Below are 13,388 nucleotides of genomic sequence, written 5' to 3' on the forward strand. Positions count from 1 at the left end.
CAACCCACTCCGCCGTCGGCGCATCCGGGTAGCCGCTCACCACACCGTCGACCGCCTTCACGGCCGTCTGACCATCAGCCGGGTTCTCCGCACTCGCCGTCACCGACGCCGAACCCGTCACGTCCGTCCGGGTCGGGGTCGGCGGTGGCGTCGTCGTGTCGGCCGGGGCCAGCGCGCGGATCTCGGCGAGCCCCACGTTCTGCGTCCCGCCACTGACCGAGGTCACCGTGAACCGCACCCACGTGACACTGCGCGCCGCGAACGTGATCCGCTGCACCGCACCACCGTTGTGCAACGCCGGCACCGTCACACTCGAGCCGTCCGAGAACGTCAACGTCCCACCCAGCACCTGGTCCACCGCGTTCGGCCGATCAGCGAGGTCGACCGCGTCCAACGCCGTCGCCCCCGCCCACCCGAGCTGGATCCACGTCCCCGCACGACCAGACGGCGCAACCCACTCCGCCGTCGGCGCATCCGGGTAGCCGCTCACCACACCGTCGACCGCCTTCACGGCCGTCTGACCATCAGCCGGGTTCTCCGCACTCGCCGTCACCGACGCCGCACCCGTCACGTCCTCGTGTGCGGGGGTCGGGTCCGTGGGGTCGGTGGGGTCCGTCGGCACGGGTGAGCCTGCGGTGTACTGCCGGCTGAGCCACGAGGTCTCGGGTCGAGCCGAGCAGGCCTCGTACGAGGCGCAGGTCTCACTGTCGTGCGCGGCGTAGGTGAAGAACGCGTCGGCCTTCGCCTGGGTCTCGGCCGTCATCAGGTTCGCCGGACGGTCGGCGATCGGGTACCCCATGTACCCGGTGAAGCCGTGCGCGCCGGTGTACTGCTGCTGCACCTGGTCGGTCAGGTACGCGACCGTGTGGTGGTCGCTGTGGTCCCCGTCGCCGTACTCGCCCTCGTGGTCGAGGGTGTGGATGTCCGTCGGTGCGAAGTCCTGCACGATCCCCTGCAGCGTCGCCCGGAGCTGCGCGAGCGTGTACGTGGCGCTGTGCGGGGCATCGGCGACGGTGTGCAGCGTGTCCATGTCGCCCGTGTACAGGCGCTGGAGGCTCTCGTAGCCGTTCGCCCAGAAGCCGTTGCCCTCGACGTTGCCGTCCGGCAGGTCCATGAAGACCAGGCTGATCCGCGGGTCGGCGGTCAGGGTCTCGGTGAGCAGGGTCCGTCCGGCGACCGTCGTGGAGCCGGTCGTCGACGCCGGGTCGACGCCGGCCATGCTCGCGTAGGCGGCCATCAGCCCGACCTGGCGTTCCTGCCAGTACCAGTCGGGCTTGCCGGCGTCGCCGGCCGTGACGATGACGGAGCGCACGCAGCGCCCCGCTTCGATGTCCTTCCGCAGGTCCGTGCCCTGGAAGAGCAGGTCGTCGTCGGGGTGGGCGACGACGTTGAGCACCCGCCCGGCGCTGCAGTCCGCAGCCGCAGCCGCGGCCGGCTGGACGGCGAGGTTCGGCGCGACCAGCACGGCGAGCACGGTGGCGAGCACGCCCGCGACGGACGCGACGGTGGCCCGTCGCGTCCGTCGCGGTCTGTCGGAGGTCGGTTCAGTCGGTCGCATGGCGCAGGCCCTCCATCGTCAGCTCGTACATCGCGGTCGTCCCCGACGACCAGACCCGCTTCCAGTAGGGCGAGGACGCCATGGCGGCGGCGAGCTCCTGGTAGTCGGCGTCGCTCTGGTAGCCGTACCGCTCGTCGTAGGCGCCGAAGGGCTCCGCGACCAGGGCGTAGTAGCCGGTGGCCGACCAGTTCACGACGAGTTCCCGCGTCACGTTCGACAGGTCCGCCTCGGCGTCGTAGCCGCCGGTCGGGTCCGGGTACGGGCCGAGCGCTTCGCGGGACAGGTAGCCCACGTCGAAGTACCGTGCGCCGGTGTTGCTCGGGACGGCGTTGGCCGACCCGGTGAGCAGCATCACGGAGCCCGCTGGTGCCGTGCGGTCGTAGTACTGCGTCGCCGCGGACTGGCTCCGGGTCATCACGCGGTTCCAGTCGAGCGAGGTCTGCCCGAACGCACCGATCGCGACGAGCGCCGCCACCGCTGCTCCGGCGACCGCGAACCGCACCGCGGACGGACGCATCGCGCGCTGCAGGACCGCCCCGGCCGGGGCGAACCGACCGGCGGGCATCGGGAGCGCCGCCGCCAGGATCGCGATCCACGGCGTCGCGAAGAGCACGACGCGGAAGACGCCCTCCTGGCCGTAGTTCGTGGCGACGAGCAGCGAGATCGGGCTCGCGGCGGTGGCGAGGAGCGCCCAGTGCGTCCGGTCGCGCCGCATCAGCACCGTCAGCACGGCGATGAGCCCGAGCACCACGAGCGCGGCTGCCGGGATGTCGAACGCCAGACGCGTGACGAGCGGCTTCGGCAGGACGGTCATGTCGTGCGCGGGCGGCTGCACGTTGTCGAGCACGCGTCCGACCGCCGCGAGCGACAGGAACCGCCCGAGGATGTCGCCGTTCAGCGCGGCGAAGACCACCGCCGGCACGAGCACGACGGCGGGCAGCCACCAGGGGCGGAGCATCCGGAACACGATGAGCGTGACGAGTGCGGCGACCGTCAGGTACGGCGAGATCTGGTGGGTCACGGCGAGCACGATGCCGATGAGGGTGATCGCGACGATCCGCGAGAGCCCCACCCGCCGTGCCCGCGGCTTGGCGGCGACGGAGCCGTCGGCGGTGGTGACGGCGGCATCGCGCAGCGGTCCGGTGGCGAGCACGAGGATCACGATCGACATCAGGATGCCGGTCGACTGCGGCGAGAAGTACGTGGTGTTGAGCGAACCGGTCATCGCGGTCAGCAGCGCTGCGATCCACGGCCGACGGGCGCCGGGCAGCCAGTGCGCCGCCAGGACGCCGACGGCGATGGTCGTGCTGAACGCGAGCAGGACCGGCACCCACGCGGCGATGAGGATCGTGTTGACGATGCCACCGACGTCGGCGACCCAGGCGGCGCCGGCGAACAGGCCGGACCAGGTCTGGAAGATGTCGGCCGACGGGTTGGTCCCACCGAACTGGCGGATGTACTCGACGACACCGATGTGCCGCGCGGCGGCCGTCACGGTGGGCACGCCGTACGTGATCGCCTGGGCGAGCTGCACGACGCCGCCGAGCACGACGACGGGCACGGCGAGCGCGCGGCCGCGGACCAGGGCGATGACCGCCGCGGCGACGACGAGCACGAGCCCGACGACCAGGCCGGGGCCGAGCGAGCCGAACAGGCCGGCGGGCACCGGGTCGCCCATGTGGGTGAGCGCGGCGACGACCACGACGACGAGCCCGCCGAGCGAGAGCGCCGTCACCGTGGCGGTCGTGCTCCACCGGGGCCGGGCGGTCTCCCGGCGCACGAGGCCGGCGCGACGGAGCTCCGCCAGGTCACGCGGCACCGAGACGGCGAGCGCCGCCGCGGTGAGCACGACGACACCGACGAAGGGGACCGTCGGCGCCCAGATGTGGAAGGTCGCCATGGTGTACCCGATGCCGATCGTGCCGACGAGCGACCCGGTGACGGCGAGGACGGCGAACCGTGCGAGGGACATCGGACGGACGAGCAGCATCGGGGCGACCCCGAGCAGCGCGAACAGGAAGACCGCGACGGCGCTCGCCCGCAGCGTGGGCAGCTCGACGACGCTGCCGACGGCGGCCAGCACGAGCGTCAGCACGACGATCGCGGCGGCGCCGAGTCGGGCCACCGGGCTCATCGCGCCGCCCGGGGTCGGTCGTGCCGGCCCCGCGGTGTCGAGGCCGCGCTGCAGCTCGTGGCGACCGTGCGCCGTCCGGTCGATCGTCCCCGCGCCGCCCATGCGTTCGCGGAGCGCCAGGACCGGTGCGGTGAGCACGGAGCGCCGCTCGACGCGACGCAACCGACGCTTCGTCGCCGCGAACTCCGCGTCGACGGCGTCGACGGTGTCCGCGTCACGCGCGGCGCCCGTCCCGTGGCTGTTCGCCGGAGCAGCGTCGGCAGCGTCGTCGCCCTGCTCGAGGCCGAGGCGTGCGAAGGCGCTGATGGCCTCCGGCGCCGCGTCCACCGAGGCGGTCAGCGTGTCGCGGTCGAGTGCGTTCTTGGTCATCCAGGCTCCGAGTCCGTGGCCGTGCGCGGCAGCGGCGGCGCGGAGCGACGCGACGTCGTCCGCCGATCGCTGCCACGCGATCGCGGCCGGTTCGACGGCGATCGCGGATCCGGCGAACAGCAGTCGTGTGAAGAGGTCGAGGTCGTCGCCGCCGCCGACGCGCGTGCCGGGACCGAAGGCGGTGTCGAACCCGCCGATCCGGAGCGCGGTCGCGCGGTGCACGGCGAGGTTCGCGCCGGTGCCGTAGGCCGAGGCGGCGAAGGGGTGCAGCGGGAGGTCGTCGACCGGGTCGTCGAGCCGGAAGACCCGCCGGCGGACGGTCCGCCCACCGGGGGTGCGGTCGTCGTGCCAGCGCTGCGCCGTCGTCCGGAGCTCGGCACTCGGCACGAGCCCGGTGACGCAGGCCACGTCGGGGTCGGTCGCGAAGGCACGGGCGATGGCGGCGATCCAGTCGCCGTCCACGACGGCGCCCTCGTCCACGAACGCGACGACGTCGCCGCTCGCGACGAGCAGGCCGGCGTTCCGTGCGGCGGCGAGGCCGCCGTCGGGCGCGGGGATGGTGGTGACGCGACGTCCGCTGATGTCGACGGTCGCCACCCCGCCGTCGTCGGCGCCGTGCGAGACGACGACGACGTCGAAGTCGGGGTGCCCGTTCGCGAGCACAGACCGCATGGTCGTGCCGGCGGCGCCGTCCGTGCAGAGCACCACGGTGACGGACGGCAGCACCAGACCTGCTGCCGGCCGACGGTCGGGTGCCGGCATGGGCCGGATCGCGCGCAGGAGCGCACGGACGTCGATGGTGCCGCCGATGCGGCGGCGTTCGGTGATCTCGGCCTCGACGAAACCGAGGGGCTCGCCGTGGTCGCGGACGAGCAGGCGGGCACGCCCGTACCCGGCGGATCCCTGCAGGGCGATGACGTCCCGGTGGCTCGACGCGTGCACGTCGGCACGGTCGACCTCGCCGACCCAGAGCGCGCCGTCCCAGGTGGGGACGAGCGGCCCGGTCACGACCGGCGAGAGGACCATCGCCAGGGTCGCGCGGGTCACGGTGTGCCCACCGGCTGCGGGAGCGGTGCGGGTGCGGGTGGGGTCCGCACGACGACGGTGCCGAGGACCCGGCCGACGGCGTAGCCCGCGACCGTCGAGACGACGGAGAGCGCGATGGCGTACGCCCGCAGTCCTCCGCCACGACCGACGTGGCGCAGTTCGCGCAGCACGGCGCCCGGGATCACCCGGGTCAGGTAGGTCGACTCGCTGGCGAGCGAGTCGCCGGTGCCGACCCGACGGCTCAGCACGGCCTTCGAGATGCCCTCGTAGTAGCTGCGGCGGCGCAGGTAGCGCATCGTCACACGGTCCGGCGAGACCCGGTGCGAGACGTTCGAGCGCGGTTCGTGCCGGATCCGCGCGCCGGGACGGGCCTGGGCGATGCGGATGCAGAGTTCGGTCTCCTCGCAGCCGAGCGGCTGGTTGCCGACGCGGCCGATGCCGGAGCGGAAGCCGCCGGCGAGCAGGATCGCGTCACGGCGGAACGCCATGCTCGACCCGATGACGTTGCGGACGTCGCCCGGGGTCTCGGGCAGCCCGCGGTACGAGCACCCGACGATCCAGAGCAGTTCGTCGGCGTACGGGCCGGGGCCGGTCGCGGTCGGCCAGGACGGCGTGGCACGACCGCCGACACCGACGACGTCGGGGTCCTCGAGCGCGGTGAGCATGTGCCCGAGCCAGTCGGGGTCCGCGGTGGCGTCGTCGTCCAGGAACGCGACGACGTCGGCGTCGGTCAGGGCGACACCGGTGTTCCGGGCCCCGGAGAGTCCGCGGTCCTCGGTGTTCGGGACGACCCGGAGTTCCGGCCAGCGCGCGGCGGCGCGGGCCAGGAGCTCCGGCTCGTGGTCGATGACGACGACGACCTCGGGGCCCTCGGGCTGGCGCTTGGCCGACTCGACGCTGTCCTGCAGGTCACCCCAGCGCTGCTGGGTGTAGGCGCAGATGACGACCGCGACGGTCGTCACGCGACGTCCTCCTCGAGGGCGACGACGGACGCGACGACGGCTGCCCCGGCGACGGACGCCCCGGCGACGGCGGACGCAGCGACGGGGGTCGCGACGGACGCAGCGACCGGCGCCGCAGCGACGGGAGCAGCAGCAACCGGCGCAGCAGCCGGCGCGGCCAGCTGCTCGGCCGGCGGGACGACGCTCATCGCCGCGCGACGGACCTCGGCACGGCCGATCGCGGCACGACGACGCTCGTGCATGATCGACTTCAGCACGCGGATGCCGTCGGTCACGGCGTTGAGGTTGCTCGAACCGTGCACGCGGAGCTTCTCGTGGCTCGGCACCTCGGTGATCGCGAGCTCGGCGGCCGACCAGCGGCAGGTCAGGACGGTCTCGATCTCGAACCCGTCGCCCCACAGCATCGAACCGTCGGCCGGCTTCGGCAGCTCGGACGACAGCAGACCGATCTCCGGCAGGACGTCCGCCCAGAAGGCGTTGTAGCCGTAGCAGAGGTCGCTGTAGCGGGTGCCGAGGATGATGTTGCAGAGCATGTTCAGGCCGCGGTTGCCCATGTTCCGGACGATCGTGATGTCGTCGCTGCCACCGCCGAGCGAGTACCGGGTGCCCTTCGCGACGTCGGCGCCGTCGACGAGTGCCTGGACGAACCGCGGGATCTCGTCGGGGTCCGCGGAGCAGTCGGCGTCGAACATGACGACGATGTCGCCGGTGACGGCCTCGAAGCCGCAGGCCAGGGCGTTGCCCTTGCCCTTGCGGGTCTGGTGCACGACGCGGATGTCGGGCATCACGCGCTGGGCGGCGGCGATGGTGTCGTCGACGGAGTTGCCGTCGACCAGGATCACCTCGTACACGGGCGGGAGCTTCGGGAGGATGATCTCGAGGTTGCGGGCCTCGTTCCGTGCCGGGATGACGACGGAGACCCTCGGGTCTGCAGGGCGAACGGTACGTGCGGGCATGGCGCGGTCCTGTCGGGTCAGGGTTGCTGTCGGGTGGTGGCTCGTCGAGACGAGCGGCGCGTCCTCGGATGACGCATCGACGACGGTGACCGTCGTCGGTCGAGCAGCGGGACGCGGGTACGACGCCGCCTGCTTGCCGCGGGTGAGTGGGTACTCTCCCCCGCGGTTCCAACCATCGCCGTGGCCAGCGGGAGGGTCAATGCGCGGTGCGGTCCCTTGCGGACACCCGGGTGCGGATACGGAAACCCGCAACGGTCGTGCAGGTTGGCGGTCCGGCGCGGCGGCCGGCGGGTGGTGGACGCAGGACGAGCGGACGGGAGGCGCGGTGCCAGCCGGCACCGCGCCTCCCGTCCGCTCGTGGGCCGGTCTCAGACCTGCGGCACGTCCGCCGTCTCGAAGGCGGCCCGCAGCGCGACCGCCAGCTCGGCGACGTGCGGTTCCCGCAGCAGCGACGTGTGCTCGCTCGCGATCCGCACCATCTCGGTGGGCCCGCGCAGCAGTGCGGACCACCCGGCGGCGTCGGGGTTGGCGTCGGCGAGGACGTAGGTGGCGCGCCCGTGGAACGGCGTCGGGTGGTGGCGCCTGGTGACGATCTCGGCCTGGTCGAAGAAGGCGTCGAAGTCCTTCTGCCCACCGTGCCGCAACACGCCGGCGGTGTACGCCCGGAGCCGCTTGGCGAACAGCGCCCCGTACGGCACACCCGCGGGCAGCACCCGCCTGACGGCGCGGTCGAGCCCCCGCTGCACGGCCCGGACGGCGGTGTTCGGCTGGTCGCGCGACTCCATCCGGCCGAAGTGCAGGCGGGCCTGTTCGGACTTCGTGCGGGGCAGGTAGGTGTCGAGCAGGACGACGTGTTCCACCTGCTCGCCGCTCTCGGTCAGGAGCCGAGCGATCTCGAGCGCGACGAGTCCGCCGAGCGAGTGGCCGACGAGCAGGTACGGGCCGCGGGGCTGCACGATGCGCATCAGGGCGAGGTAGCGGCGGGCGCTCCGCTCGATGTTCCAGTCCGGCATCCCACGGCGCTCGAGGGCGTGCTGCTGGAACGCGTACAGGTCGTGCGCGGGCAGGTGCCGCGAGAGCGGCAGGAACGTCAGCGCCAGGGCACCGCCACCGGCGAAGCAGAACACCGGCGGACGGCCGCCCTCGCGCGCCTCGGAGACCTTCACGACGTCGGGGTGGCTCGGCAGCGCGCTCGTGCCGCTCCGCACCCGTCGGGCGAAGGCGCGGAGCGTCGGGTGCTCGAGCACGTCCGAGGAGCGCAGGTCGACCCCGAGCCGGTCCTGCACGACGGCGAGCATCTCCTCGGCGGACAGCGAGTCGCCGCCGAGGGCGGAGAAGTCCTCGTCCAGGTGCACGCCCCGCAGGCCGAGCACCTCGGCCCAGATCTGCCCCACGACGAGCTCCCACTGGTCGTACTCGCCCTCGACCATCTCGGTCTCGACGCTCGGTGCCCCGGGGAGTTCGGCCCGGTCGACCTTGCCGCGCTCGTTCCGCGGCAGTTCGGTCATCGGCACGATCGACGCCGGCACCATGTACTCGGGCAGTCGCTCACGGAGCGCCCGGCGGAGCGCACCCGGTGCCGGGGTGCGGTGCCCCGGGCGACCGACCACGTAGGCGACGAGCCGGGTGACGGAACCGGGGTCGACCTGTGCCGTCACGACCGCGTCGTGCACCTCGGGGACCGCGCGGAGCGCCGCCTCGACCTCACTCGGCTCGACCAGGTAGCCGCGGACCTTCACGGCGTCGTCGGATCGGCCGAGCAGCACGAGCCGCCCGTCGGGGTCGACGCGTGCCAGGTCGCCCTGCCGCCAGCTCGGGGTCCCGACGGGGATGCCGGCGGCGGCCTCGGCCTCGCCGGTGCGTCCGGTCCGTTCGGCGGTCTTCTCCGGCGCGCCCCAGTAGCCCGCGGTCAGGGCGTCGGAGACGACGACGAGCTCGCCGGTCTCCCCCGGGTCGGCAGGGCTGCCGTCCTCGCGGAGCACGAGGACCGTCTTGCCGGGCAACGGCCACCCGGCGGGCACGACGCCCTCGGGCACCGGCTCCCCCGGTGCCACCGGGCAGTACGCGACGCACGCGGTCTCGCTCGAGCCGAAGGCGTTCAGGAGCAGCGTGTCCGGGTCCAGGTGGGGTCGGGCAGCGGCGAGGTCGGCGCCGGTGACGGACTCGCCCGTGGTCATCAGGAAGCGCAGCCCGCCGAGCACCGGTGCGGTCCCGGCCGCCGTCCCGTGCGACCCGGGGGCGTTCTGCGACCCGATGATCGAGCGCAGCAGGTGCGGGGTGCAGACGAGCACGTTCACGTCGTCGTCCCGGAACCGCCCGAGCAGCCGCTCGACACCGAGCTCACGCGGCTCGAGCAGCACGATGGTGCCGCCGCAGAGCAACGTGTCGAACGAGAACAGGAGCCCGGCCGCGAAGGAGAGCGGCAGGACGACACCGAGCCGGTCGCCGGGGCCGAGGCCGAGCGCGACCGCGTCCTGCTCGGCGTCGGCGATCTGCTGCCGGTGCGTCAGGACGACGCCCTTCGGCATGCCGGTCGAGCCGGAGGTGAAGACGATGGCGAAGGGGTCCCGCCCGCCGGGGCGCACGTCGACGGTGTCCGGCGACGGAGCCGCGCCCGGTTCACCCGCGTCCAGCAGTTCGCCGAGTGCGTGCACCCGGCCGTCCCGCTCCGCGACGACGGCAGCGGCCAGCGTCGCACGCTCGGTGTCGGCGACGATCTCGTCGACGCCGGCGAGGCGGGCCACGTGTGCCAGGCGTGCGGCGGGCAGGTGGTCGTCGAGCACCACCACGGTGCGTCCGGCACGCACCAGCGCGAGGATGCCGATCACGGCCTCGGTCGACTGCCCGGCCATCAGCCCGACCGGCTTCGATGACCCGCCCGGGGTGTCGCCGACACCGGCGCCGCTGCGGTCGTCGGGTCGGAGCGTCACGGCCAGGGCTGCGGCCAGCGCGCGCGAGGCCCGGTCCGCTTCGGCGTAGGTGTAGGGACGGCCGTCCCCCGCGAGCGCGGCGGCGTCGCCCCGGAGCGCCACCACGCGGTCCCAGCGGTCCAGTACGGAGTGGTCGGCCGCCGCGGGCACGGCTGCGGGGTGGTTCCAGGGATCGACGGTCGTCAGCGGGTCGACGGAGGTCACGATGACACCTCGGGTGCTCAGCAGCGGACCGCCACGACTCCCGCGACGGTCCTCCGACCGTAGGTCCGCGTTCCCCCGGCCCGCGAGCAGGCTCCGGCCCGGTGCGGGGAACCGCAACCGGCCTGGAGGCGCGGCCTGCGCCCGCCACGGACGGTACGACTCCGGAACGACCGGTCCACCGCCGTGGGCGCCGTCCGCACGGCGGCTCGCCCGGCTCGGGGATCGTGCGGTTCCGCGCAACCTCCGGATCAGCCGTGGCGCGACCGTGGATGCGCCGTGCATCGCCGATGAGGACGCTCGGAACGAGAAGGTCGCGGAAACGAGAACAGCCCCCGGGAAGTCCCGGGGGCTGTTCATCGAGTGCTGGGGTACCTGGACTCGAACCAAGAACGACGGTACCAGAAACCGCTGTGTTGCCAATTACACCATACCCCAAAAGGCCTGTCGGCCTTCTGGCCCGGTCACCCGGGGCACGATCAACTACTGTACAGCATCCCGGAGGTCCGCAAGACCACCCACCAGGTCTCGGTGCACGGCGGCGGCGGTCGCGGCTCCGTGTCCGGCGGCGACGATGAGCTGCTCCGGCCCGGGAGGCGTGACGTCTCCCACGGCGTAGAGCCCCGGGACGGACGTCCGGCCCACCCGGTCGACCACGAGGAGTCCCTGCGTGTCGCGCTGGAGCCCCTCGAGCGCTCCGGGCGTGTCGCCGTTCGCGGCCGTGTTCCCGCTCATGGCGCTCGTACTCGTGGTGGCGCTGGTGCGCAGCCAGTCGAGGTCGGCGTGCCACACCGGTCGGACGAACCCACCGGTCCGCGGCTCGACGTGGCCGTCGGCGAGCCGGACGCCGGTCATCCCGGAGCGATCGCCCTCGAGGTCCTCGACGCCCCGCTCGTCCACGACGATCCCGGCGGCCGCCAGCCGAGCGCGGCCGGCGTCGTCGAGCGGCGCCACCCCGTTCGTGTAGACGATCAGGTCGTCGGTCCATGCGGCGATGAGCAGCGCCCGATCGACCACGTCGTCGGTCTCGCAGATGAACGCGAGCGGCTGCCCGGCCTTGTCGTACGCATCGCACTCGACGCAGCTGTGCACCGCGGTGCCGTAGAACGCGCGGAGCATCGGCAGCGCCGGGAACTCCTCACGCAACCCCGTCGCCACGACGACCGTCCGGGCGCGGGCCTCGAGCTCGGTGCCGCGCCACGAGCCGTGCACCTGCCAGGTGTCCGTGTCGGGGTCCGGGGCCACCAGGTCGACGACGGACTGGACGACCGTCGCTTCCGGGTACCCCTCGACCTCGGTCCGCCCGAGCTTGCGGAGTTCGAGCGGCGAGATGCCGTCCCGCGTCAGGAACCCGTGCGACCGCAGCGTCGCGGCGTTCCGGGGGCGGTTGGCGTCGACGAGCAGCACGGTGCGCTTCGCCCGGACCAGGTTGAGCGCAGCGCTCAGCCCGGCCGGCCCGGCGCCGATGACCGCGACGTCGTGCACGACCTGGTCGGCGTGCTCCGTACTGCTCACGGTCGGTCAGCGCGCCGCGAGGGCGCGGAGCCGGGTCAGGGTGGACTCCTTGCCCAGGATCTCCATCGACTCGAACAGCGGCGGGCTGATCCGGCGTCCGGACACCGCCACGCGCAGCGGGCCGAAGGCGACGCGGGGCTTCAGGCCGAGCTCGTCGATGAGGGCCGCACGGAGCGCACCCTCGATGGCCTCGGTGGTCCAGTCCTGGACGCCCTCGAGCGCGGCGGTGCTCGCGGTCAGGACCGTCGCCGTGTCGCCCTTGAGCGAGGCCAGGGCGTCGTCCTCGACCACCAGGTCGGCGTCGGAGGTGAACAGGAACCCGAGCATCGCCGGCGCCTCGCCGAGCAGCTGCATGCGCTCCTGCACGAGCGGGGCGGCCTTGGTCAGGATCTCGAGCTGCTCCGGGGTCGCCGGGTCGCTGATGAACTCCGACAGGTACGGCAGCAGACGCGACCGGAAGTCCTCGGGAGCGAGCAGACGGATGTGGTCCCCGTTGATCGCCTCGGCCTTCTTGTGGTCGAAGCGGGCCGGGTTCGGGTTCACGTCGGTGACATCGAACGCCGCGACCATCTCGTCGATCGAGAACACGTCGCGGTCGGGCCCGATCGACCAGCCGAGCAGCGCCAGGTAGTTCACGAGCCCCTCCGGGATCATGCCGGCGGCGCGGTGGTGGAACAGGTTCGACTCGGGGTCACGCTTCGAGAGCTTCTTGTTGCCCTCCCCCATGACGTACGGCAGGTGTCCGAACACGGGGATGGAGGGCGCGAGGCCGATCTCGTACAGCGCCTCGTACAGGGCGATCTGCCGCGGGGTCGACGACAGCAGGTCCTCGCCCCGGAGCACGTGCGTGATGCCCATCAGGGCGTCGTCGACCGGGTTCGTGAACGTGTACAGCGGCGTGCCGTTCGGACGGACCACCACGAAGTCGGGGAACGTGCCCTGCTTGAAGGTGATCTCACCGCGCACCAGGTCGTCGAAGCTCAGGTCACGGTCGGGGACCCGCAGGCGGAGCGCCGGCTCGCGGCCCTCGTCGCGGAACGCCTGGCGCTCGGCATCGGTCAGGTCACGCTCGTGGTTGTCGTAGCCCTGCTTGGGGTCACGACCGGCCGCCTTGTTGCGGGCCTCCATCTCGTCCGGCGTGACGAAGGACTCGTAGATGTGCCCCGACTCCTTGAGCTTCGCGATCACGTCGTCGTAGATCGCGGTGCGCTCGGACTGCCGGTACGGTCCGTGCTCGCCGCCGGCGTCCACGCCCTCGTCCCAGTCGAGCCGCAGCCAGCGGAGCGCGTCGAGGATCTGCCCGTACGACTCCTCGCTGTCGCGGGCGGCGTCGGTGTCCTCGATGCGGAACACGAGCTTGCCGCCGGTGTGACGGGCGTAGGCCCAGTTGAAGAGCGCGGTGCGGATGAGCCCCACGTGCGGGGTCCCCGTCGGGCTCGGGCAGAAGCGGACGCGGATGTCGGAGCCGGAGGCAGTGGTGAATGGCGAAGTCATGACCCGACAACCCTACCGCGGCGTCTGTCCCTCCCACCTGCCCTGTGGAGGGGCTGCAGAACGCAGAAAACCCCTGACCACGAATGGTCAGGGGTTCCCTGGTTCTTCTACGTTAAGTCCGGCGGCGTCCTACTCTCCCACAAGGTCCCCCTTGCAGTACCATCGGCGCTGAGAGGCTTAGCTTCCGGGTTCGGAATGTGACCGGGCGTTTCCCTCTCGCTA

At 72.7% G+C, this 13,388-nt stretch carries 7 protein-coding genes, 1 tRNA gene and 1 rRNA gene; all 9 read right to left on the reverse strand.

The genetic code is table 11. The annotated features are described in order from the left end of the window. Positions 1–1,486 (reverse strand): PIG-L family deacetylase (locus DEJ09_RS17770; RefSeq protein WP_181433412.1); only part of this gene is annotated, 1,486 nt, incomplete at its 3' end. 58 nt (positions 1,487–1,544) lie between these two features. Then, positions 1,545–5,108 carry a glycosyltransferase gene (locus tag DEJ09_RS17775; protein ID WP_111089447.1) on the reverse strand — a complete coding sequence of 1,188 codons (3,564 nt, stop codon included), beginning with the start codon at positions 5,106–5,108 and terminating at the stop codon, positions 1,545–1,547. Continuing rightward, positions 5,105–6,070, reverse strand: a complete 966-nt coding sequence (locus tag DEJ09_RS17780; protein WP_071246821.1) for a glycosyltransferase family 2 protein — start codon at positions 6,068–6,070, stop codon at positions 5,105–5,107. Before DEJ09_RS17780 ends, DEJ09_RS17775 begins: the two co-directional genes overlap by 4 nt. Next, positions 6,067–7,026 (reverse strand): glycosyltransferase family 2 protein, encoded by a 960-nt coding sequence (locus DEJ09_RS17785; RefSeq protein WP_111047116.1) that lies wholly within the window; start codon positions 7,024–7,026, stop codon positions 6,067–6,069. Before DEJ09_RS17785 ends, DEJ09_RS17780 begins: the two co-directional genes overlap by 4 nt. Before the next feature lie 368 nt (positions 7,027–7,394). Continuing rightward, entirely contained in the window at positions 7,395–10,160 is a 2,766-nt protein-coding gene (locus DEJ09_RS17790; RefSeq protein ID WP_181433413.1) for a non-ribosomal peptide synthetase, read from the reverse strand. Positions 10,161–10,523: 363 nt separating this feature from the next. Further along, a tRNA-Gln gene (locus tag DEJ09_RS17795) sits at positions 10,524–10,595 on the reverse strand. 45 nt (positions 10,596–10,640) lie between these two features. After that, positions 10,641–11,672 carry an NAD(P)/FAD-dependent oxidoreductase gene (locus DEJ09_RS17800; protein ID WP_111089449.1) on the reverse strand — a complete coding sequence of 344 codons (1,032 nt, stop codon included), beginning with the start codon at positions 11,670–11,672 and terminating at the stop codon, positions 10,641–10,643. Between the two features lie 6 nt (positions 11,673–11,678). Beyond that, positions 11,679–13,166, reverse strand: a complete 1,488-nt coding sequence (gltX, locus tag DEJ09_RS17805) for a glutamate--tRNA ligase (protein WP_111089450.1) — start codon at positions 13,164–13,166, stop codon at positions 11,679–11,681. Positions 13,167–13,282: 116 nt separating this feature from the next. Then, positions 13,283–13,388 (reverse strand): 5S ribosomal RNA (gene rrf / locus DEJ09_RS17810); the annotation flags it as partial.

Origin of the sequence: Curtobacterium sp. MCLR17_055, assembly GCF_003234305.1 — a bacterium.
Classification (GTDB): Bacteria; Actinomycetota; Actinomycetes; order Actinomycetales; family Microbacteriaceae; genus Curtobacterium; species Curtobacterium flaccumfaciens.